Source organism: Aquibacillus albus (genome assembly GCF_016908325.1).
GTDB lineage: Bacteria > Bacillota > Bacilli > Bacillales > Amphibacillaceae > Aquibacillus_A > Aquibacillus_A albus.
On the sequence record NZ_JAFBDR010000002.1, the window covers coordinates 134034 to 158431 of the forward strand.

The 24398-nt window shown below is 37.2% G+C and carries 19 protein-coding genes; 3 read left to right on the top strand and 16 right to left on the bottom strand.

Annotated elements, in window-relative coordinates; translation table 11 throughout:
• Positions 1 to 149 precede the first annotated feature (149 nt).
• A complete protein-coding gene (locus JOC48_RS02690; RefSeq protein WP_204497505.1) occupies positions 150 to 1580 on the top strand; it encodes a sulfatase family protein in 1431 nt (476 codons plus the stop codon).
• Positions 1581 to 1903: 323 nt separating this feature from the next.
• Here JOC48_RS02690 and JOC48_RS02695 read toward each other — a convergent pair whose 3' ends face one another.
• The 11 genes from JOC48_RS02695 to JOC48_RS02745 form a co-directional block, all read right to left on the bottom strand.
• The gene (locus tag JOC48_RS02695) at positions 1904 to 3277 is read right to left on the bottom strand and encodes a sulfatase family protein (protein ID WP_204497506.1); all 1374 of its coding nucleotides are present in this window, start codon (positions 3275 to 3277) and stop codon (positions 1904 to 1906) included.
• Positions 3278 to 3386: 109 nt separating this feature from the next.
• The gene (locus JOC48_RS02700) at positions 3387 to 4334 is read right to left on the bottom strand and encodes an AraC family transcriptional regulator (protein WP_204497507.1); all 948 of its coding nucleotides are present in this window, start codon (positions 4332 to 4334) and stop codon (positions 3387 to 3389) included.
• A 77-nt stretch (positions 4335 to 4411) separates the two neighbouring features.
• Positions 4412 to 4777 (bottom strand): sensory rhodopsin transducer, encoded by a 366-nt coding sequence (locus tag JOC48_RS02705; RefSeq protein WP_204497508.1) that lies wholly within the window; start codon positions 4775 to 4777, stop codon positions 4412 to 4414.
• Positions 4774 to 5790 (bottom strand): Gfo/Idh/MocA family protein, encoded by a 1017-nt coding sequence (locus JOC48_RS02710; protein ID WP_204497509.1) that lies wholly within the window; start codon positions 5788 to 5790, stop codon positions 4774 to 4776. The genes JOC48_RS02705 and JOC48_RS02710 overlap by 4 nt, the downstream gene beginning before the upstream one ends.
• The gene (locus JOC48_RS02715; protein WP_204497510.1) at positions 5787 to 6617 is read right to left on the bottom strand and encodes a sugar phosphate isomerase/epimerase family protein; all 831 of its coding nucleotides are present in this window, start codon (positions 6615 to 6617) and stop codon (positions 5787 to 5789) included. The genes JOC48_RS02710 and JOC48_RS02715 overlap by 4 nt, the downstream gene beginning before the upstream one ends.
• Before the next feature lie 206 nt (positions 6618 to 6823).
• Entirely contained in the window at positions 6824 to 7726 is a 903-nt protein-coding gene (locus JOC48_RS02720; protein WP_239584148.1) for a carbohydrate ABC transporter permease, read from the bottom strand.
• Positions 7723 to 8589 carry an ABC transporter permease subunit gene (locus JOC48_RS02725; RefSeq protein ID WP_204497658.1) on the bottom strand — a complete coding sequence of 289 codons (867 nt, stop codon included), beginning with the start codon at positions 8587 to 8589 and terminating at the stop codon, positions 7723 to 7725. The genes JOC48_RS02720 and JOC48_RS02725 overlap by 4 nt, the downstream gene beginning before the upstream one ends.
• 75 nt (positions 8590 to 8664) lie before the next feature.
• Positions 8665 to 10014 (bottom strand): ABC transporter substrate-binding protein, encoded by a 1350-nt coding sequence (locus tag JOC48_RS02730; protein ID WP_204497511.1) that lies wholly within the window; start codon positions 10012 to 10014, stop codon positions 8665 to 8667.
• A 270-nt stretch (positions 10015 to 10284) separates the two neighbouring features.
• Positions 10285 to 11766 carry a response regulator transcription factor gene (locus tag JOC48_RS02735; RefSeq protein ID WP_204497512.1) on the bottom strand — a complete coding sequence of 494 codons (1482 nt, stop codon included), beginning with the start codon at positions 11764 to 11766 and terminating at the stop codon, positions 10285 to 10287.
• Positions 11763 to 13568, bottom strand: a complete 1806-nt coding sequence (locus tag JOC48_RS02740) for a cache domain-containing sensor histidine kinase (protein ID WP_204497513.1) — start codon at positions 13566 to 13568, stop codon at positions 11763 to 11765. The genes JOC48_RS02735 and JOC48_RS02740 overlap by 4 nt, the downstream gene beginning before the upstream one ends.
• A 270-nt stretch (positions 13569 to 13838) precedes the next feature.
• Positions 13839 to 14858: a Gfo/Idh/MocA family protein gene (locus JOC48_RS02745; RefSeq protein ID WP_204497514.1), complete on the bottom strand. Its 1020-nt coding sequence runs from the start codon at positions 14856 to 14858 to the stop codon at positions 13839 to 13841.
• A gap of 510 nt (positions 14859 to 15368) precedes the next feature.
• Between JOC48_RS02745 and JOC48_RS02750 the strand changes: the two genes are divergently transcribed.
• Both JOC48_RS02750 and JOC48_RS02755 read left to right on the top strand, forming a co-directional pair.
• On the top strand, positions 15369 to 16208 hold the full coding sequence (locus tag JOC48_RS02750) for a J domain-containing protein (RefSeq protein ID WP_204497515.1): 840 nt from the start codon (positions 15369 to 15371) through the stop codon (positions 16206 to 16208).
• 109 nt (positions 16209 to 16317) lie between these two features.
• A complete protein-coding gene (locus JOC48_RS02755; protein ID WP_204497516.1) occupies positions 16318 to 16965 on the top strand; it encodes a YesL family protein in 648 nt (215 codons plus the stop codon).
• A gap of 79 nt (positions 16966 to 17044) precedes the next feature.
• On the opposite strand, the gene JOC48_RS02760 is transcribed toward JOC48_RS02755, so the two are convergent.
• From JOC48_RS02760 to JOC48_RS02780, 5 genes are all read right to left on the bottom strand, one after another.
• Positions 17045 to 17824 carry a fumarylacetoacetate hydrolase family protein gene (locus JOC48_RS02760; RefSeq protein WP_204497517.1) on the bottom strand — a complete coding sequence of 260 codons (780 nt, stop codon included), beginning with the start codon at positions 17822 to 17824 and terminating at the stop codon, positions 17045 to 17047.
• Positions 17825 to 17884: 60 nt separating this feature from the next.
• Complete coding sequence (locus tag JOC48_RS02765; RefSeq protein ID WP_204497518.1) at positions 17885 to 20062, bottom strand: malate synthase G; 2178 nt, start codon at positions 20060 to 20062, stop codon at positions 17885 to 17887.
• A 109-nt stretch (positions 20063 to 20171) separates the two neighbouring features.
• The gene (locus JOC48_RS02770) at positions 20172 to 21623 is read right to left on the bottom strand and encodes an FAD-binding oxidoreductase (RefSeq protein WP_204497519.1); all 1452 of its coding nucleotides are present in this window, start codon (positions 21621 to 21623) and stop codon (positions 20172 to 20174) included.
• Between the two features lies 1 nt (position 21624).
• A complete protein-coding gene (locus JOC48_RS02775) occupies positions 21625 to 22992 on the bottom strand; it encodes a (Fe-S)-binding protein (RefSeq protein WP_204497520.1) in 1368 nt (455 codons plus the stop codon).
• Complete coding sequence (locus tag JOC48_RS02780; protein ID WP_204497521.1) at positions 22993 to 24315, bottom strand: FAD-binding oxidoreductase; 1323 nt, start codon at positions 24313 to 24315, stop codon at positions 22993 to 22995. It abuts the gene before it with no gap.
• Positions 24316 to 24398: the final 83 nt, after the last annotated feature.

The following is a 24398-nucleotide window of genomic DNA, read 5'->3' on the forward strand; positions in this document are numbered from 1 at the left end:
TCCACAACAGGGGTCAGACCCCTTTTACACTGGATGGCGGGATTGACCATTTGTTTTGTCCGAATCGGAGTCGATTTTCTTTTGTTAGTCTTTTACAATTGAATTAGTACTTATTTTAATTGTGGTTGGCTGATAAAGGAGGATTTTAGTTGAAGGTTATTATGATTTCGCTCGACTCACTAAGGGCTGATCGGTTAGGTTGTTATGGTTACAACAAACCTACTAGTCCTTATTTGGATAAAATTGCAGCTGAAGGTGTGCTCTTTGAAAAAGCTATTGCAGCAGATATTCCAACAGAAGCTGTTCATACAGCTATTTTCACAGGAAAAGTAGGGCTGCGAACGGGTATTGTTTCCCATGGTTCTGAATTAACTAGCCTACCAAAATCGACGGATTGGCTGCCAACTATGCTTCGGCAGTCAGGCTTTACAACTGCAGCAGTGGACAATTTGTATCAACTCAAAGAATGGTTTGCTCGCGGATTCCGCTATTACGTTAATAGCGTCGGAACTAAAAAGCGCTGGATAGATGGCAAAACAATAAATGAATTAGCCATGCCCTGGATTCGTGAGCATCAACAGGAAGATTTCTTTTTATTTTTACATTACTGGGATCCTCACACACCTTATTTACCACCAAAGGAGTACGTTGACAAGTACTACAAAAACAATAACCCCTACGACAGAAATAACACCAGTATGAATCCTGCATATAATCATTTGGCTTATCCTTTCTTTAAACATCATCACTTCGATCTGCTTGGACCTGTTACTGACGCAGAATATGTAAATGCTTTATATGATGCAGAGGTACGATACTTAGATGATAGATTAAAAGAAATAGATGACTACTTAGATGTATTAGGAATCAAAGAAGACACCCTTCTTGTTATATTTGGTGATCACGGAGAAAGTCTTACGGAACATGATATCTACTGGGATCACTGTGGTCTTTATGACACGACAGTTCGAGTCCCAATGATGATAAGATGGCCAGGGTTCATACCAGAAGGAAAGCGGGTAGAAGGTTTAATCCAACAGGTTGATCTAATGCCTACCATTTTTGAAGCCATCTCAAAAGTGAATAGCCCTAATTTCACAACACCATCTCTCCCAGATAATATCGATGGAAAAAGTCTTTGGCCTGTCATTTATGGCCAACAAAATGCTACTCGATCAAAAATTTATTTGAGCGAATGTGCGTGGCAGGCAGCAAGAGGAATTCGTACAGATAAATTCAAGTTTATCAAGACTTATGATAGCGGTCCATTTACGCGTCCACCTCGTGAATTATATGATTTACAAAGTGATCCTGAGGAAACACACAACCTTGCTGATACACATCGGGAATTGGCGGACAGTTTTGAGAAAGATATCCATGATTGGGTTGACTCCATATTACAAGGAAGTCCAGACCCTATGAAAATCCAGCTTGAAAAGGAAGGCTTACCCTTCAGAAAAAGAATTGAAAAAATATTATCGAATGTTGGCCTTTCTTGGGAAGACTGGAGTCGTAACCCTTCGAAAGAAAGATTAGAATACCTGGTGGAAAGCAAGTCAAAAGGAAGTCCTATTAAATAGGGCTTCCTTTTACTATGCTACTTTTTTGTTGTGAAAAATGTTAGAAAAAGACAGATAAGAGGACCACATGATTAAAAATGCCAGAAGACTTGGTCCAAATAAAACAATTAATCCTGGGAAATTTCTTAGCGAAAAATACAGGATAATCCCCCAGCTAGTATCATTAGGGTAGACAGTGGTGAAACAATCATTACGAAAAAGGCATGCTTAATTACCTGTATAACTGAATTTTCGTAATGTACAAAAATAGAAAAACTATATTATAAAGTCATCATGCACATAAATAAGGAGATCTGCCTTTAGACAGACCCCTTCCAAAGTAATTATTTTGATTGCAATCTTCTTGCATTGGTAATGGAACCGAGGTATAAATGATCATATGCTTCCTGTGAAGATTTCATCGGCCCAGTACCTAATCCGTGGTAATTGGTATTGGTATACATCGGATTAATTCTACCCGTTTCAGCTTCTCTTCTAGCAATATAGTCTTCCATTCTCTTTTGTAACAATGCAACAACCTCAGGTTCCCTTTCTGCAACATTATGGTTCTCTTCCGGATCTTTAACCAAATTATACAATTCTATTTCAGGCTTAAAATGAAAATCCGGTTCCAATGCTTGAATGAGCTTCCACTCAGGTGTACGCCAGCCATGTTTTCTCATCCACGTACATTCTGTTATATAAAACTCTGAAACCTGTGGCAACTCATTGCCATTTACAAAATGAAGCAGACTTCTTCCATTATAATTGGTATCTGTCTGAATACCCATTACTTCAAGAATCGTCGGCATGACATCCTGAATAACCGTCGTATCTGTGATTCGTTTTCCTTCTGGTAGTTTTCCAGGGAATTTCATGATCAATGGTACGACGAGGCAGTTATCATACATGCCATGGTGATCAAAATAACAGTCATGTTCATAGAGTGTCTCACCATGATCAGAAGTCAACACAATTAACGTTTCTTCCTCAATGCCTAGATCCTCTACTGTCGCAAAAATATTTTGAATGCACGCGTCCATATAGGCGATAGCACCTTCATACTGTGCTTCAACATAATTTTTATCGGTAACGCCTTCAGGAATCCAAGATTTAAAAAAGTCGGCATGCGGCTTAAAATTATAAACGGATTCCATCGTATGATTGCTTGGATCCTTTTCATTCCCATCATAAAAAATTCGCTCAAACGGTCTTGGAGGTAAGTAAGGAGAATGTGGATCCATGTGACGAAGGAATAAAAAGAATGGTTCGTCCTCATCATTCAAGCGTTTTAATTCAGGGATAGCAACATCGTTTAAATTTTCCGCCTTTGGACATCTCCCTGATTCATCTGGCATCCACGCTTCATAATCCAAATAATTTTGGAACCCCCTCGAGGATGGGTTATTAGAAAAACCAACACAAGTAGTATTGTAGCCATTTTCACCTAATACCTCTGCTAGTGTTTTTACATGATTCCCCATTGGTCCCTCGTGCCTTAGCGCAACGACATCTGTACCAAAGCAATCCATTCCTGTTAACATCGATGCATAAGCCGGAGTTGTCGGGATACTGGGGCTAAAATGATTTTCAAATAAAACCCCTTCACTCGCAATTTTATCCATATGAGGAGTTGTAAGATGATGATATCCATAACCACTCATAAAATCACGGCGCAAACTGTCTATCCCAAAAACAATGACGTTAGTTTTTTTCATATATTCCGCTCCTTTTTCTATTTATTACCATTTCCGACTCGTAATTCATCGGCGTACCTTTTTCTTGGCGCTGGTTAGGTTTCGCTCCTTTTCACTTAGCAAATACTTTCTACATGCTCTGTAGTAAACGGTCCTCTTCAAAGGCGACACCATCATCAACAGCATTTCCGTTCATTTTTTCTCGATATTTACCTGGCGAACAACCTACCTTTCTGCTAAACAATCGCGTGAAAAAAGCAGGGTCATCATAACCAACATCCATTGCTATACAAATGATTTTTTCATCTGTTTCGGTTAGCAACTTTTTTGCCCGTGTAATTCGTACTTGATGGACAAACTCGATGACCGTTTTCCCGGTTTCTTCTTTAAAAATTCGATTTAAATGCCGGGAGCTGATATTAAATAAATCGGAAAGAATAGAAAGGGACAGCTTCTGATCATAATGTCTTTCCAAGTATCCACAAATTCTTTTAATCAGCGTTTTTCTTTCTTGGGTTTTTACATTCACCTGTTCAGTTGAATCCTTCACTTTTTGATACAATCGAGATAACTGGACCAACAGCTGGACTAATTGAAGCCGAATTAAGGTGGAGTAACCTTTCTTTTTCTCCTCAAATTCGTTGGACATTCCTTGGAATAAGCTGAAAATTTCTTCCGCATCCTGCCCTCGTAAATTCAAGCACCGATGAAACCGCTCACTTTTATCTAAAAAAGGGTGAACATAAAAGTAATCCATCGACTCTGAAATCCCTAATCCCCTTAACCAAACCTCATCAAATAAAGTTGGCATAAACAAACAATTAACAATTTCTAACTTACTGCCTGGCTCTAATTTATACGTATGAACTTCCCCGGGATTAATGATGAAGACATCTCCGGCTGAAACATGATATAATTCTCCCTCAAAAATGTGCTCTGCTTCCCCATCCGTAACATACACGATTTCGACAAAGTCATGATCATGGATTGGAGGTAGATTCCGGTCTGTATGAATTTTGTGGTTAATGCAATAAGGAAAGTCGTTCACACTCATAAACTGACTACTTTTCAACCTCATTGTGTCATTCCGCCCTTCAAATTGATCTCAACTTGTAAGTTCTACGCGGTAACTACTATTTTTATAAAGACAATGGCTTACTCAGCTGAATAAGCCATCGTTGTAAATAAGGCAAGTGCTTCTTGAGAAGTATCTAAACGGCTATGCTGTATCACAATTGGAACAGAACTATCGACCTCTATTGCATATGGGACACCTCTAGGAACTTCATCCCCGTTCGCATCTTTGATTTTATCAAGCCGAATATGATGGGTTCGCTTTGCACCACAAGTCGTAACAAATTCAGTCATTGGCTCTCGATCCTCAAAGTAAAACGTCATCTTAATTTCCGCTTCCTCCTCTTCTACATTGAGGACACAGACTGCTTCATGACTGATTTGGTCGCCCGTACTGATTGGTTGCAGGAAGCCATCCGGAATGATCCATTTCTTTTTTCCAATCATAATCTGACTTCCTCGCCCAGTTTCGGTACTTCTACAACCGCTCCATTTTGTAAGTGTGATTGAATCGCTGCCTCAATCACTTCTTGCCCCGCAAGCGCATGAGCACCAGACGCTTCCATTTGATCAGGTGCAACCCCTTCTTTTACTTGCTGAATAAAGTGATTTAATCGATTCTTGAATGTCTCTTGGAAACTACCGACACCTGTCATAATCGAGTTGCGAAGCACCAATAATTCATCACTTTCATGCGGGTAAAAGGTGAAATTTTCATACACGTTATCAATTACAAAACGCCCTTTATTCCCGGCCACTTCACAGTATTCAATTGGATGGCGAACAGCCATATCATAGCTTCCAGTCAAATGACCGACAGCGCCTGATTCAAATTCAAGATTGATCGATGCTGTTGACCAAATATTTCTACCTGGAGCTTTCGTCATAAAAGCCTGCACACGCTTAATATCTCCTGCAAAATAGCGCATCACATCAACAGAATGCGGGTGAAGTGCACGCAGATGGAACCATGGACTCGATTCCTGTGGATTTTGGATCGTTAATTTCATATTTAAAAATAACAATGTTCCTAGTTCATCTTTTTCGATTAGTTCCTTTCCTTTGTAAGCTGCTGGGACAAAACGGTGGTTCAGGTTACTTACTAGACGAACACCTTTCTTGGCAGCAAGCTGAACCATTGCTCTGGCGTGTTCAATATTATTAGAAATCGGCTTCTCGACTAGCACATCTTTACCAGCCTCTATCGCCATTACTGCTGGTTCATAGTGATCCCCACCATTTTCCTCACCAGCTGTGGCAATGCTTATCATGTCAATCTCCTCTTTTTCTAACATGACATGCATGTCTTGATACGCCTTTATTCCGTACAAATCAGCCATTGCCTGTGCACGTTCTGGTATTAAGTCACAGGCAGCGACAAGCTCCACATCAGGATTTTCATTGTAACAACGGCAGTGAATCTTACCAATGTTACCTACACCAATTACGGCAACTTTCATATTTGTAATTCCTCCCTTTTTTCCTTCGCTTCTTCAAATAAACGACTTAAGTACCCGCGACTTTCAGCAGCAATCGAAACAACCTGAGGCAACTTATAGTCTTTTGCTCCAATAATTTCTAAAACCGTTGCTCCTTCATAACCGGTTTCCACCATCTTGTTAACAACCGCTTTTAAAGGCACTGTACCTCTACCTGCTGTTTGGAACTCAGGTGCAGCAATTTTGAGTTGCTCGATAAATGTATCGCGGATATGTGTATGAATGATATATTTATGCAACGCCCCAATAGCTTCTACTGGATCATCACCTACTCGGCCGACATGTGTCGCATCGAAGTTTAAGCCTAACCCTGGATGTTTCACCTCATCCATTAAACGTAGTGCCGTTTTTGTATTGTAAATGCTTTGTCCGTAATGTAGCTTTAATGCATATCGAATGCCAACATCATTAGCTGCCTGAGCCAATTCTTCAATTGCTCGAATGGAAGCCTCCGTACTTTCTTCATCATCTGATTTCCCGGCACTTCCTGTCGTTACCATCGGAATGCCAAGCTTGGCAGCTCGTTCAAATACTCGTTTTGTTCGCTCTAAATTTTGCGGAACTAAAATATTTGTTGCTGCCTCGACACAATAAAGATCTAGCCCAGCTTCATCTACCATCTTTTTTATTTCAGAAAGCTCGGCATCGCTGGCCGTATCAGTCAGGTGTTCTACCATTCCAACAATGGATGACAATTCAATCCCGTCATAGCCACTAAACTTGATGTATTCGATAGCTGTTTTTAAATCATACCCGCTAAAAAGAACTGAGTTAACTCCTAATTTCATTTTGTTTCCTCCCTTGGCTTTATTAGTAAAACGCTTACATTAAAGGTTCCAAAAATCTAAACGATAGCGCCTAATTAAATCATAAAGGTTAAAAAGTTTCCGTTCATGGTTATTTGCGCCCTAACGTTGGTCGATTAGGACATATCTGACTAGATTCTACCTCACCTGAATCGTAAATCATATAGGCTTATCACAACAAATTCTCCTTATCCTTTTACTGATCCCGCTGTCATACCTGCAACAATCTTTTCACTAAAGACTAAAAACAAAACAAATGGCGGAATAGTAATTAGTAATACGTTCGCAAATAATAGATTCCAGTCACTGTTGTACAGGCTCATGAAATTATATAGAGTTAACTGTACAGTTGCATTATCTGCACCCGGAAAGAAATATAATGGATGAACAAAGTCATTGAAAATATTGACAGATGTTATAATAATTATAGTAGAATGTATTGGCTTTAATAACGGAAAAATAATCCGGAAATATAATCGAAAACCATCACAACCGTCAATGATCGCTGCTTCATCAATTTCTTTCGGTATAGTAGCAATAAATCCCGTATAAAGAACAATACAGAATGGGATGGATAATGCAACCATGACTAAAATAATGCCTGGCATTGTTTTAAATAAACCAAATTGCTCTAATACCCAGATTGTTGGTACGACCGCTGATGGAATCATGAGTCCTGCCAAAAACAAGGAAGTTAACCAACCAATTAATTTACTTTGACGCCTTTGCAATACAAATGCCCCCATGGAACATGCAACAGCTAAAATCAAAACGGAACTAGTAGTAATAACGGTACTATTAAAAAAAGCTGTTACGAGCATATAATCTCGTGCTTGAAAAACGTCTATAATATTTTGCCATAATCTAATTTCAGTCGGCCATGTAATGGTGAATCTTGCTGCTTCAGGACCTGTTTTCATAGCTGTTATAATAATAAAGTAGAAAGGAATAATAAAAGTAACGATAGATATTAATACAGCTATTGTCTCAACTATTATTAATACAAGGTTCTTCTTACGTTTTTGTTTTCCTGCTTCTAATTGTTTACTTTCAACATGTTGTTGTTTCATTTCTACTTGTTGTTGGCTCATAGATCCACCTCTCTCCTAGTTAAGAATTTAAATACTGGATAAACAACACAGGCAACTAATATAAACAAAATGACGTTCCCAGCAGTAGATAGGCCATAAAAACCTGCTTGATATTGCTTATAGATAATGGAAGCAATTAAGTCGGAACTGAAACCAGGTCCACCACCGGTCATTGCCCATACTAAGTCAAATGTTCTCAGGCCACCAATTAAGGCCAATAGGATAACTGCGTTAATGGCTGGTCTTGATAATGGTAGAGTGATGTGCCAAAATGCATTAAATTTCGTGCCACCATCAATTTGATGTGCCTCATAGTAATCTTTAGGAATAGACATCATTCCTGCAATGAAAATAACCGTTGCTATCCCAACACCCTTCCAGACATCAACCAAAGCTACTGAATAGATTGCTAAACTAGGACTTCCCAACCAGCTTGGGCCATCTATTCCAATCCAAGAAAGTGCTGTATTGATAAGCCCTTCTGATGGGTGCATTAACACTTTAAAAGTTATACCCACTGCAATAGTACTTACTAATACTGGAAAAAATACGACGGAACGAATAAATTTCTTCGTTTTAATTTGAGATGTTAAAAAGGCAGCAATCATTAGTCCTAAAACTACTTTTAAACCCGCTGTTAATACAGCAAAAATTAAGGTGTTTTTAAAGCCGATCATTAAGGAAGATTCTTCGAAAAACATGATAAAGTTTTCAAGCCCAATCCATTCCCAATCAACTAATGTCCACCTGGTAAAACTAAAGAAAAAAGAAACGGCAGTAGGGTATAAGAATAATAAAGCGTAAATAAGAAAAGCTGGTAATAAGAGCCAATAACTATAAACTTTATTTACTTTCAATTTGATCACCTCGATATAAAAGAAATTTTAAAGCCCTGCTTACATGTACCTAATAAACAGGGCCCTTATTCATCTTTACTATTACCAGCCTTCCAAGTCTAATTGTTGTGCTTGTTTCTCCACATCTTTATCATATTTTTCTGCACCTTCTTGTGCTGAAATCATTCCAAGTCCAACTTCAATCAAAATGTGTTCAAGGTTTGGTCCTTTTAAAGGGGAATAGAACTCTAGTGCAGACGCAACATTTCCAGAATCAATATATGTCATCGTCTCTTTTACTGCTTCAAAAGAATCCTCAGGTAATTCTATTCCTTCAACGACAGGAGGACCAACTGGTTCGGCTACTGACATAAGGGTTTGGACTCCTTCATCTGAGACCATATATTCCGCCCATATTTTCGCTGCCTCAATATCTTCAGCATCCTTATTTATATATAGTCCACTCGGCAACCATAATGTAATTCCATGGTTTTCAGGATCATCACCTGGGACACCAAAGACACCAATATCGTCTATTGAATCTGAAAAGTTATCTTGAATATATGGTAAGATAGAGGTTAGCATTGGAAAATGAGCTGCTTCACCATTTGCTATCATTTCCGCACCTTTTGTGTATGGTGTAGAAGATGCCTCATCATTGTAAAAGCCTTTCTCATATAATTCTGCAGTTTTTTCAAATCCCCTACGTACAATTGGTGTATCTGCAATTTTGGCCTGATTTGTAGTATATAGTTCTGCAAATTCTGGATTTTCAGAATGTACGTTATAATAATCAGCTAAAAAGATAATCTGTGAAGTATAGGTGTCTTGATAAGGTGCTATAACAGGTATTATTTCTCCCGCTTCTTTAACCACTTCATTATTAGCTATAAATTCTTCCCATGTATGGGGAACTTTTAATCCTAATTCTTCATAAACAGCTTTATTATAAATAATAGCGCCCGCGAGACTAGTTCCTACTGGGACACCGTAGGTTCCTGACTCATCAGATGTAGCTTCTTGAAATGTATCTACAACACGTTCCATGAAAGGTTCTTCCGATAGGTCTACGAAATATTCACTAGGGTTTAGTGCTTTAAACAACGAACCAGAGTTATACACTAATAAGTCTGCCATTTCTCCGACTGCTAATCTCGTTTTTACTAAGTTATCCCCTTCTCCTCCGGTTGGAACCCAATCAAATTTAGTTGTGATATTATATTTTTCTTTAATATCTGCTGCTAATGCCTCAAACTGTAATTGAGCTGTCTCTGAGTTACCAACTTGAATAGTAACCGTACGCTCTTCGTTTTCATTTTCAGAATCCGAACTATTGTCACTTCCACCCGTTGATGTAGTTTCCGAACCAGAATCTCCACTACTACAAGCAGCAAGTAAAAATAGAAATAAAACCATTAAACCAAACAGCCAGTTCTTCCTTAAGTACTTCATTTCGCAACCCCCTTGTTTTTTAATACAATTTAAGTATAAAAGTTTCTTATTTCAATAAAAACCTAAATATTTAACTATGAAGAGGGGGAGTTTTCACAATCTAGTTTCGTGAAATCGCCTCTTTATTCCTATCAGTTTATAACAAAAAAAGAGCCTAATTATAGGCTCCAATCGATCAATTTTCCCATAATAAAATAAAACTCTTCATGTCATGTATAGATCTTAAGTAAAAGATAATTACTATTTCTTCGCTATAATTTTAAATTCATACTACATGTGATTTTCTTTATATTCTCTAGGAGTTGTGCCAATTATTTTTTTAAATACAGACCGAAAATGCTTTGGATCACTATAACCTACTAATTCGCCCACCCCTACTGTCTTGTTATATCCTTTATTAAAATATTCTTTTGCCTTCTCACAACGAAATCGCGCTAAATACTCAGAAAAAGTGTAACCTGTTTGTTCTTTAAACTCTCTAGATAAATAACTAATACTTACATGATGACGTTCAGCAAATTGCTGAAGCGTAATATTAGAACTATAAGACTGTTCTATCCAATTCTTTATTGCTGGAATTAAATGCTTAGGAGCAATATTGCGAGGCTTATAAATATTAGCAATTTCTAAAATCAATGGACAAAACCATTTTTCCAATTCTTCATAAGTTACAATAACATCTAATCGTTCAAACACTTCATCAATATTTTCCATATGAATGCTCTCAATCGATGCATCTTCTAATTTAAATGTAATGGCATAATAAACATCCCATAAAAATCTCACTAATTGTTTTTGTGTTAATTGATACTTTTTAATTTCATTAATTGTGTTAGAAACAGCAGACTCAAGCAGAGACATTTCGCCACTTCTAATATACTTTTCGATTAATCGAATAGAATCCCATAGTTGTTGAATGTTTCTGTCGGGCAATTCAGTTGGGGACTCGAAGTAGGTGGATTGACCGAATAACTTATTTTTATCCATTAATTTATGCAATTCATTATAAGTATCACAAAGTTTTCGATTGATAGGCTTGATTGCATAGCCAATATGTAAATGTTGGACTTTTGATATTTCGTGTATAAACGTTTTAAAATCAAATGCCTCAATAGATTTATTTTCCTTATATAATATAATTTTTCGTTGTGAATCTAGAGAAAAAACCGTCAATCGATTATCTTTATCTAATTTAGATTGTACTTTTTCTATCTTATTATTAATAGTTGACCAACTCACGGAAGCCTTCCAATTTCCTAATAATAGGTAAACTAGATGTAAACTGCATTCACAAAAGTCATCTACTTTTGAATTTTTTTCCAAAGGATTAAATATAGACTGTTTAACTAACCAATTTTGATGCTCATTTTCTTGTGTTTTTTGCACTTCTATCGATTTGATTGCTTTATTGATTGTATCGATTAAACTCAGTTTATTCACTGGTTTTAACAAATAATCTTTAACTCCTAATTTTATCCCCTTTTTTGCATAATCAAATGTATCATGAACGGTTAATAAGATACACTCGATATGCTGATCTATTTCCTTTAGCTTTTCTACTAATACTAGTCCATCCATCTCTGGCATTGTAATATCTGTTACAACTAAATCAGGTTTTTCAAGACATGCTTGATCATAGGCAGTTTTACCGTTATCAAAATAATGCACTTTGTGACTATCTTCAAACTCTTTAAAAATTGTTTTTAATTCCATAAGAGCCCAATACTCATCTTCAATAACATAAATGTTCAATTTTCCCCCTCCATCTTTTCAATATTTAACGGTAAGTTTAATATAACTGTTGTTCCAATGCCTACTTCACTTTCGATTGCAATTCGATATTCAGCACCGTACATTAACCGAATTCTTTGTGCAATATTGTTAAGACCTATCCCCGACTCCTTCGATTGAACGCCAAATTTATTTACTTTCGAAAGTACATTTGATAATTTATTATTATCCATTCCTTGGCCATTATCTGCGACGATAATGACTAAACTATTACTTTCATTAAAGGCAATAATTTCTATTATTCCCCCTGACTTTTTATTGATAAATCCGTGATTCACTGCATTTTCAACGATAGGTTGTATTAATAATTTCGGAATAAGTGTGTTCTTCACATCTTCATTTATATGTTGAGTAAGAATAAAACGGTCTCTAAATCGATGCTTTTGAATTCTTATATAGTTTTCAATGTGTTTCATTTCTTCTTGCAGCGTTACTGGCTGATCTAGATTACGCATACTATACTTAAATAATTCAGCTAATGATTCAGAAATCTCCGCGACTTGCTCAACACCTTTTACTCGACTAATAGATTTCATTACATTTAATGTGTTGTATAAAAAATGAGGATTTATTTGCGATTGAAGGGCTGAAATTTTAGCATTTTTTTCTGCAATACTTGCTTCGTATACTTCAGTAATTAATTTATGGATACTATCAAGCATGCTATTATATACTCTTGCTATTACGTCCATTTCTGTATTACCTGATAAATCCATTCTTTCAGCTAAATCACCTTTTTCCACGCGTTTCATTTTTTTCATCATTTTAGAAAAAGGTTTAGCAATGTTATAGGATAACAAATAAGAAATAGCAGCAATGATAATGATAGTGATGATTCCACTTACTACAATAAATAAAATAATTTGTTTTCTTTCAAATTTAATAAACTCATCTTCAATTAAAGTTAGTGTTGTCCAATTGGTATAATCTGATTGATCTGTAGCTAATAAATAATTAGCACCGTTCCATTTTAATTCGCCAAATTCTGATTTTTCGTCATGTAAATTCGACAAAGGCGGAAGATTTATATTTTTTCCAATTAATTCTTTCGTGTTACTGTATATAACACTGTCATTTGTTAATATAATAATTTTCATATAATCTTTAAGATATTCTACACCTTTTAATTCTAGCAATTTATCAAAAAAGGCAATATCGATATCAATTTTTACCGTTCCTATCTTTTTTCTTTGTGGAATTTCATATATATGCCTAGCCAATGAGACTACCTTATGTTCATTACCATCAAAATTGACATAGGAATGTGTAGGAATTAATATAAAATCACTTTTTGATTTATTATTTAAATCCGTTATCCAGTTTTTCTCTTCTGCTCCATATCTAACGCGCATTCCGCCACTTTTATCATATTGAAACATAGTTCCTGAATTTGTATATATTGTAATACCTTCTATACTTTTTATTGGGTAAGTTTGACTAAATAGATTGGGATACAACTTATTTCGAATTGCTAAATCACTTAAAATATTTTGATTACTTTCATAATTCATAAGCATGTTTTGGATATATGAATCAGTAAAAATAGCTAATGAAAGTCGCTCTATATCATCTATATAAAGATCTATCGTTTGGGTAAATTGTGATGACAAGACTTTAGACATTTCTTGCGCTTGATTTTTCATTTGGTTAATATTGTTGACATAAATAAAGATTCCAATAATTGTAATAACAATGATATAAACCATTGCGAAAGTAAGAAAGATTTTGTTTCGTATGTTCAACTTTCTGTAAAGCGCTTTCATAATTATCCTCCACAAAAGCCGACTTGTGGTATTTATTTTAACCTTTTAAATCGTCATGGGATAACCTCCTCCGTTAAAAATCAAGGAAATTATCCCCCATGTCTACTAAAATAACAGTAAAACAAACCATACAAGACTACTGTCTTTCTTTTGATATTAAATCATTGACAAACTCTTGACACTATCTTATCACTTTTTCATTTTTGGTGATAGTTTTGTTAAAGCATTCCTCTGTCGGCTTATATAGAGTAAATCGTGAAGTTAAGAATATCATTGGATGATGTGGTGGCTAACTTGTGGTACTTCAATTACAGCTCCATTATTCATGTGGGATTGAATAGCCGCTTCAATAACTTCTTGTACAGCAAGAGCATCTGATCCAGAAGCGCTTATTTCTGCGGGTGCTACACCATCTTTGACTTCACGAATAAATTGATCAAAACGATTAGCAAAAGTATCGTGGAATCTACCAACACCCGTCATAATGGAATTTCGCCCGGACAGTAGCTCGTCTTTTTGATGTGGGTAAAAAGTAAATCTTTCATAGACGTTATCGATTTCAAATCGACCCTTATTTCCAGCAACCTCACAGTATTCGATTGGATGCTTTCTCGACATGTCGTAACTACCGGTTAAGTGTCCAACAGCTCCAGAAGTAAATTCCATATTAATAGAAGCAGTTGACCATGTGTCCCTACCAGGTGCCTTGGTCATAAACGACTGGACACGACGGATGTCGCCACCGAAATACCGCATGACATCGATTGAATGCGGATGTAGGGCGCGCATATGAAACCATGGAGTCATGTCCTTTGGATTTTGAATCGTTAACTTCATATTGAGGAACAATAACGATCCAAGCTCCCCCTTTTCTATTAATTCCTTTCCTTTGTTAGCCGGAGGAACAAATCTGTGATTCAAGTTGCAAGCGAACCGAACACCCTTCTCTCTAGCAAATTGAACCATTACTCGTGCTTCTTCAATCTTATTGGAGATTGGCTTTTCGACTAAAACATCCTTACCAGCTTCAATTGCTGTTGTCACCGGCAAATAGTGGTGGCTACCATTCTCTTCTCCTGCAGTAGCTACACTCACAATATCTATTTCTTGTGCTTCTAGCATACTATTTATGTCTGTATAACAAACAACACCATATGTCTCTGCCATCTGTTTGGCTCGTTCCTCTACCAGATCACAAACAGCCACTAATTGTGTTTCGGGATGCATATGATAATATTGGCAATGGAGCTTACCGATTTTGTTAACCCCTACGACAGCAACTTTTAGCATCTTGGCCCACCTTTCATAATTATTGCATTAGCTATCTTTCTATCCTGTTTCATATCTAATAACTAATTATAATAGTAAAGGAATTTTTCAACTTAATCATAGCCAATTACGCCATCTTTATTGACCATAAAATCCATAAAAAAAGGAATTGAATTGATTATAATTAATTAGTTTGCGAATAAATCAACTATGTAAACACTTACAACATTGCATAACCCAGCTACTTTTTCAACCGTAAACTTCCATTAATCATACCAACTTCATAACAAAATAGATACCAAATTATTGTTCAATCAGGACAGGGGGGCCTTGTCCCTGTCCTCCACACGCGGACAAATGTCCACAACAGGGGTCAGACCCCACAATCGGTCAAACCTCTAACTTTTTAGAGGTCATATCTCTCTTTTAGTAACATAAATTTATTGATACTATAAAGAGAACTACATTCCTAACTTATCAAAATGTAAGCGCAACCATAATTCCGTGTATAGAAATGAGGGTTAGCACAGGATGGAATTACAAGAAGCATATAAAATATTGGGTGTTTCGGAAGAGGCCTCTGATGAAGCGATTGAAAACCAGTACATGAAGTGGGTGAAAAGATACAATTCAAATTCGACTGACGAGTCCTTAGATATCGAATCAATTAACCAAGCTTACAACACAGTTAAATCCTATCGGTATAATCGTTCTCATTCCGAACAGCATCCACGTTCTCTCCGGGAAAAAATTAATCTCTTTTTCTATTATTATAAAGTCCATGTTATTGTTGTGATTATTGTTGTCCTTATTAGTAGTAGCATTATCAATACGATTGTAAACAATTTGGAAGCACAAAAAACGATGGCAAATCTACCACCCAAAAATATAAGTGTTATGCTTTATGGTGATTTTTTCAACCCTAAGATGGATACAAGTCTTGTTTCTGATAACATTCTGTCTTTGGTTCCTTCATGGGAGCGAGTGGCAGTGAATGTGAGTTATTTTCCACTCGAGGCAACGAATAGCACTGACGTTGCAATGCAACAGAAAAGTGCAATTACCCTTGTTTCCGATGACTCTGATTTATATATTACAGAAATAGAACATTTTGAAAAACTAGTAAATAGTGGAATCCTTCTTCCCATAGACGAAATGGAATCGTCTATTAAAGGGATACCAGAAGAAAACCTGTTATATAGAGAAACACCTGAAGATACGATCAGTCATTTGTATGGTGTGAAGATTACTACTGAAAGTATTTTTGAAAACGTATTAGTAACAGAAAACCAAAATGTACTAGCTATAAGGAAAAATACAGACAATACAGATAATGCGATGAAGCTGGTTGTGGAATTAACGAAAAATTAATGATGTAAATGTGTACGCTTTGCAAATTACAGGATTTTATTTTAGGAGAGATGTTCGGATCAAAGATAATGCTTGCATTTTATAATATGTAAATATAAGGAGGACTTTTATGAACACCGGGCCTATGTGGGGATTTTATCGAGTATGCGTTTGGATTATGAATTTTGTCTATCTCAATATATTATGGATGGCCTTTACCTTGTTAGGATTAGTTTTCTTTGGCTTTGCACCTGCTACCGTCAGCCTTTTTGCAGTTGTTAGAAAGTGGATTCAAGGATACACAGATGTACCTATCTTTAAAAGTTTTTGGCGAAATTATAAAAAGGAGTTTTTTAAAAGCAACGTAATTGGTCTCATACTAAGTGTCTTCGGTTATATTTTATATGTCGACTTTCAACTAGTTCTTCATTCTGCCAATTCTACTATACAACAAATTACATATCTGCCTCTGTTGCTTTTAATTTTAACGTACACTTTAACCCTGTTGTATGTATTTCCTGTTTACGTGCATTATGAAGTAAATATCCTCCAAGTCTTGAAAAATGCATTCATTATCATGATTATGCGACCATTAAATACAATCATGTTAATTGCAGGTACTGCTGTCGTATATTACGTGCTACGTTTTGTACCAGGATTAATCCCATTTTTGTCGATGAGTCTGTGGGCATATGTCATGATGTGGTGCAGCAACCTTGTATTTAAGAGAATAGAGGAAAAGCAAGAGCAGGTTAAGTCTGAAAGTGCTGCTATATAGTTATTGATAGATTACCGATTAAGGAAGAAAGGTAGACCTATTATTTCTGGTCTACCTTTTCTTTACTATTATTTATTTACTATGAAGAGGCCACTCGGTCCTTAGCATTAACAAACGTATTTTGTAAAGTTCCAATTCCCTTAATCTTACACTCTATCGTACTACCAGCTTTTACAAATTCAGCCCCAACCGGACTTCCTGTTAATATGACATCGCCAGGCTTTAATGTCATAACACTAGATAAATAGGAAATCATTTTAGCAATTGGTACAATCATTAACTCTGTGCCACTGTTTTGCTTTTCCATACCATCAAGCCTAGCTTCCACACGAACTGTATTAGGATCAAGCTCCGTTTCGATAACTGGACCAAGTGGGGTAAAGGTGTCAAATGCTTTACCTATTGTCCAATGTCCAGCTTCATGAAAATATTGTGGAGCCGTTACATCATTTCCTACTGTATAACCAAATACGTAATCCAGTACTTCTGATTCCTTAATATTCCGAGCTTCTTTACCAATAATTACTGCTAATTCGGATTCAAACTTCACCTCTTCATTTTCACCTGGAATCACAATTTCTTCCTCTGGACCAATTACTGATGATGTTGGTTTAAAGAAAAAGACTGGAATTTCTGGTAAGGTACTAGGAAGCTCATCGACTTTTGAGACAAAATTAGCTCCAATCCCAATGATTTGATTGGGCTCAATAGGGGCAAGTAGCTTAACCTCGTCTGCCCCAAACACTTCACCTGTATATTCCCAATTACTAAAAATATCACCTTGAATTTCTTTTATAACACCCTGTTTTAGTACCCCTTGATATTCTTTATCTTCCTTAGAAAACCTTACAAACTTCATGATTGATACTCCCTTCTATTGTTCATCAAATAAACCTTCCTAGAACCTATGAATGAGTGATTACTGGTTTACCCTACTCTTCGCCTTTACTTCTAGCCGACGGCGATGCAAAATAGGTTCGGTATAACCACTCGGTTGATCATAGCCTTGTAAAACTAAATCACAAGCAGCTTGGAAGGCTACAGAATTGTCATAATCCGGTGACATTGGAACGTATGCAGGGTCGTCTGCATTTTGTTCGTCAACCACTTTAGCCATCTCTTTTAATGTGGTTATCACTTGTTCTTTTGAACATATTCCATGATGTAACCAATTTGCCATGTGCTGGCTGGAAATACGGAGCGTTGCCCTGTCTTCCATTAATGCCACATCGTTAATATCCGGAACTTTTGAACAACCAATTCCTAGTTCCACCCATCTGACAACGTAACCTAAAATGCCTTGTGCATTATTATTAAGCTCTTCTTGAATCTCTTCAGCACTCCAGCTTGGATTTTCAGCAACAGGAATCTGCAGGATGTCATCTCTATAATCCACTTGTTGTGATTTAATATCTCGCTGAATATCTTTTACATTAATTTGATGATAATGAAGTGCATGTAAGGTTGCAGCTGTTGGAGAAGGTACCCAGGCCGTATTACCTCCAGCACGCAGCTGGCCGCCTTTTTGCTCGAGCATTGCTGCCATTAAATCTGGCATTGCCCACATCCCTTTACCGATTTGTGCTTTCCCTTGTAATCCAGCTTTTAGCCCTACTGTTACATTTGATTTCTCATAGCCATTTAGCCAAGCAGATGATTTCATATCCCCTTTACGAATCATTGGCCCTGCTTCGATGGATGTATGCATTTCATCGCCTGTTCTATCTAAGAAGCCGGTATTGATAAAGACGATTCTTTCTTTTACTGCGTGAATACAATTTTTTAAGTTTAAGGATGTCCGGCGTTCTTCATCCATGACACCAATTTTAATTGTGTTTCTCTCAAGACCGATAACATCTTCTACACGATTGAATAGTTCGTTAGCAAATGCAACTTCTTCTGATCCATGCATTTTTGGTTTGACAATATAAATCGAACCTTGTTTAGAATTTTGATAGTTACCATTTCCTAATAATGTGTGCTTCCCTATTAAACTTGTAATCATACAATCCATAATTCCTTCAGGTATCTCGTTACCAGCTTCATCTAAAATTGCATTTGTAGTCATTAGATGTCCGACATTACGCACAAACATCATGGATCTACCGGAAATAGAAAATGATTCACCACTAGGAGAAAGATATTCACGGTCAGGATTCAACGTACGATGAATCGATTTATCCCCTTTTGTAAAAGTTGCAGATAAATCACCTTTCATTAAACCTAACCAATTCTTGTAAACAAGCACCTTATCTTCTGCATCAACTGCTGTTACAGAATCCTCACAGTCCATAATGGTTGTAATAGCCGATTCAACTAAAATATCTTTTACATGTGCCGGATCAGATTTACCAATTGGGTGTTCAGCGTCAAACTGAATTTCAAGATGCAGATCATTGTTCCTCAAAAGAATAGCTGTTGGATTAGATACGTCGCCACAGAAGCCTGCAAACTTTTCGTTATCTTTTAACCCAGTACTTTGCCCATTATTTAGAGCTACAGATAGCTCTCCATTAACAAGGCTATAGCTAACTGCATCCTGGTGAGATCCACTACCAAGCGGAACTACTTCATCAAGCAAACCTTTTGCATAGGCAATTACTTTCTCTCCTCTTACAGGATTGTAAGCATTTCCTATTGTTGCTCCATCTTCCTCGCTTATAGCATCCGTACCATATAATGCATCATAAAGACTTCCCCAGCGAGCATTTGCAGCATTAATGGCATAACGGCCATTGTTTACTGGAACAACTAACTGCGGGCCAGCTTGGATGGCAATCTCATCATCCACATTATTGGAAGTGACTTGAAAATCATCTACCTCCGGCTCAAGATAACCAATTTGTTGTAGAAACTCCTTATAACTTTCGAAACTAGCATCTTTGTTTTCTCTATGCCACGCATTTATTTTTTTCTGGATTTCCTCACGTTTATTAAGCAGCTGCTTATTTTCGGGTGCTAAGTCTTTGACAATTTTCCCGAAACCTAACCAAAAATTCTCACTAGAAACTCCACTATCTGGAATAACTTGTAGATTCACAAAATCGTACAATTCTTTTGCAATTTGTAAATTACCAACCTTTACGTAATTGGGCATGTTAATTCCTCCTTTAGAAAATGACAAAAAGCGAATATATTTTAAAATTGGATTATTTCATTATAGACGAATAAACTTTTATAAAATTACGAAATCTATTTATATAACTCTATGAGGAGAGAGGTTCATTCACATCACTCTTCATCTCTATACATCTACCAGGTGTGGGAAATAACTTCCCTGCATTTAATAGATTGTTAGGATTAAATACTTCACGAACATTTGTCTGTGCCATTATCTCTTCATCGCTAAAGATAAATCTCATCTCTTCCTTTTTTTCTATCCCAACACCATGTTCACCAGTTATTGATCCACCGACATCTGCACAGACTTTTAAACACGCACTTCCAGCCTTTAATGCCTTGTCTGTATCACCTGGCTTTTTTGCATCGAATAATACAAGGGGATGAAGATTACCATCGCCAGCATGAAAGATGTTGGCTATTCTAAGTCCAAATTCTTCGCTAATTTGATTAATTCTTCCCAACACTTCCGGTAGCTTACTTCGTGGGATTACTCCATCTTGCACTAAGTAATCTGGAGAAATAGCGCCCATTGCTCCAAATCCAGTTTTTCGATTGGCCCACCATCTTCCTCTTTCCTGTTCATCTTGAGCAACTTTTACTTCACGTACATTTCTACGTTTGCAAACCTCTAGAATCTGGTTGATTTGCTCATCGATACCCGCGGATACACCATCTACTTCAATAAGTAAAAGAGCCTCGATATCTTTTGGATGACCAACAGGGAATGCTGCAGCCTCTACAGCTTCAATCGCAATTTTGTCCATCATCTCAAGTGCTGCTGGAACAATTCCTGCCGAAATAATATCGGAAACGGCATGACTGCCATCTGAAACTTTATCAAAATAGGCTAAAACCGTTTGCTTCTCTTCAGGGTTCTTTAAAATTCGCACCGTTATTTTGGTGACAATACCAAGCGTCCCTTCTGACCCTGTCAATATTCCTAGCAAATCATATCCTGGAGCATCAGGGATACCATCACTGCTAATTTCAATAATTTCTCCATTTGGCAGGACTACTTCTAAACCTAGAATGTGATTAGTCGTCACACCATATTTAAGACAGTGCGCTCCACCTGCATTTTCAGCCACATTCCCTCCAATGGTACAGCAATATTGACTAGAAGGGTCTGGTGCATAATAGTATCCCCGATCAGATATCGAGTTAGTCAGTTTCAAGTTAACAAACCCAGGCTCTACTACCGCACGCCGATTCTCTGTATCCACACTTATCAATCGCTTCATCCGTACAAGACTTATGATTACTTCCCCATTTAATGGGATGGCACCACCGCTTAGCCCTGTTCCCGCACCTCGGGCTAAAAATGGAAGATTGTTCGCATCACAATATTTAACGATTGCTGCTACTTCCTCCGTATCCTTAGGGAAAACCACTGCCTTTGGTAAATGCTTGTGAATGGTAAAGCCATCGCAGTCATAGGCAAGTAAATCTTCCTTTAAATATAATATGGAATTTGGTCCTTTTACAATTTCAGCAAGCTTCTTAATATGTTTATCTTTCGTCTTTAATTTAGGCATGTCAGTCGTCACCTCTTCCTTGCTCAGATTGAGCATCCTTCTGATAAGCCCAATCTAGTAATTGAATCGTATGGACTACCTTTTGATTTCTTCCATACTTTCGGGCACCAATAGCCATTTGTAGCATACAGCCAGGATTTCCCATTGAAATCATTTCAACGTCATCTGGTACATTTTGCATTTTACTTTCCAAAACAGCACCAGCCATTTCAGGGTTTGTAATATTATAAATCCCTGCACTTCCACAACAACGGTCGGCGTTTGGCATGTGGACCATCTCCACTCCAGGTATATCAAGCAAGATATTTCGAGGTTCCTCCCTGATCCCTTGACCATGTGCTAAATGACAAGCATCATGATATGTTAACCGTGTATTGATTTCCGATCTTGGCTTTTCATAACCTGTGTCATGAAGATATTTTGATACATCCTCTACTTTAGCCGAAAACTCCTCTGCCTTCTCTTTCCATTCAGGATCTTCACGGAAAAGCTCTGGATAATCCTTTATCATACAACCACAGCCAGCTGCGTTCACAATCACTTTATCAGCATCTTTAAATGCCTCGATGTTTTGCTTAGCTAATTTTCTTCCAGTTTTCCGGTCGCCAGCATGGACATGTAAGGCACCACAACATGTTTGTTGTTCTGGAATGGTTACATTATTTCCATTGTGGGTTAACACGTTGATGGTAGACTCATTTATATCACTAAACATAACGTCCATAATACAACCGGTTAAAAAGGCAACTGTACCCTTCTCTTCTTTTTTTGCTTTTATCACTTTTTCGTCTTTAAACTTCTGCCGAACAGGTACTTTAACCTCAGGCATAATTGATTCCATTTCTACTAAGTGATTTGGCATCACGTTAATCAATCCTGTATGACGAACAAGCTTCTGCATGCCGCTTTTTTGATAAAACTTCAAAACTCCACCAAAGGTATGAAGGCGATTATGATGTGGAAATAAATCCTCAAGGAAAAATTTACTAAGTCTTCCTTTCCAGCCCTTTAATGGCATAGCCTGACGAATTTGACCTCTTGCTTCTTCAATCAATCCACCAACATCTACGTCAGCTGGACAAGCAGTTGTACATGCTCGACAATCTAGGCATTGGTTCACTGGATCCATGAACTGCTCGTTTACCTCCAGTTTTCCTTCAGCAACTGACTTAATCAAATGAACACGGCCACGAGGTGAATGTTGCTCCTGACCTGTTTGCTCATAGGTAGGGCACGACTCTAAACACATCCCACAATGAACACAGTCAGCCCATTTGTTCTCATCAGGTGCATCATCCCAAAGGTAGTTACTCAAGCTTTGATTGGTACATGGGGCTTCTTTCATAACATCACTTTGTCTCACGCTCATTTATATCCCTCCCACAAACCGCTTTTCATTGAGCACACGGTTAGGGTCAATTTTCTTTTTTATACCTTCGAATAGGAAGAAATACGTTGGTTTATCTCCCCAAACATCTATTTTATGACGTAGGGCTAAAGACAAATGCTTAGCTATCAAATACCCATGATAGCTTTCAACAACTTCACGTAATCTTGAAATTGCCAGAGCAACATCCTCTTGGGCACCTAATAGATTTACTTGGCAGATTCCATGTCCAAGTCCACCGTGAGCAGACACTTTTAAGTTAAAGCTATCTTGTAATAAATCACTTTCACGAATCACTTGAACCACATCAAGATTTTTTACACCAATTTTTACACAAGCTTCAGTCTGGTTACTACTACTTACTCGTTTTCCATTCGGGATCATACAAGATAGTCGATCCCAAAAAGCCCGGAGCTCTTCATCTTGGAGAATATTAAGTTCACTATTTTGTGGTTTTAAATCTTTAAGTTTATTGATTTGGTAATCCACGGAACTTTTTACATCTTCAAAACCAACAACCAAAGTATATTGTTCTGTTCCTGTTAAATTCTTAGATAGTTTCGGATTCAGTAGTTCAAGGGAGATAGGTTCTATCATCGAATCTAATAAATCTACAACAAACGAATGTATCTCCTTTAGATTTGCATCCGGAAACGAGAGTAAACTTAAACTTTCTGCTTTAGGAGAAGGACGTAGCTTTAATGTAATTTCAGTAATAATTCCAATCGTGCCCATTGAACCGATAAACAATTTGTTCGTATCATATCCGGCAACATTTTTTACAACTTTTCCACCTGTACGAATAATTGACCCATCTGGATAAACAACTCTCAAGCCAATAACCGCGTCACGAGCAGACCCATATCCAAGCCGTTTTGGTCCACTATCATTGGAAGCTATCACTCCACCAATAGTTGCATCCTCAGGCCAGGACGGATCCAGTGAAACCTGTTGATTGTATTTTGCTAAAAAACCTTGCAATTCTCTAAAGACAGTTCCAGATTTTACGGTGACTGTCATATCACCGACAGTATGTTCCACGATGCCCTTATATCTAGATAAAGAAACTAAAATATCAGCCGTTTCTGTCAAGCCGCCAAAGCCTCTTTTTGTTCCGTTCCCCTCGACAGAGACTGTTTTACCGTTTTCATTAGCGTATTTTAAAATCGCTGATATTTGTTGTTCGGAACTAGGATAAACCCTAACAAGGCCACTGTTTCCAAGGTAGTTATCTGTTTTTCCGTACTTCATTTCTACATCAGGAAATTGTTCCTGTAATTGTAAAAAAGCTTCCTCGACTAGCATGCATACACCTCCTGTTTTTACTCATCCGGTATTTAATCATTACTTATAGTAAAACAGGCCGTATCATTGCATGAATACAGCCT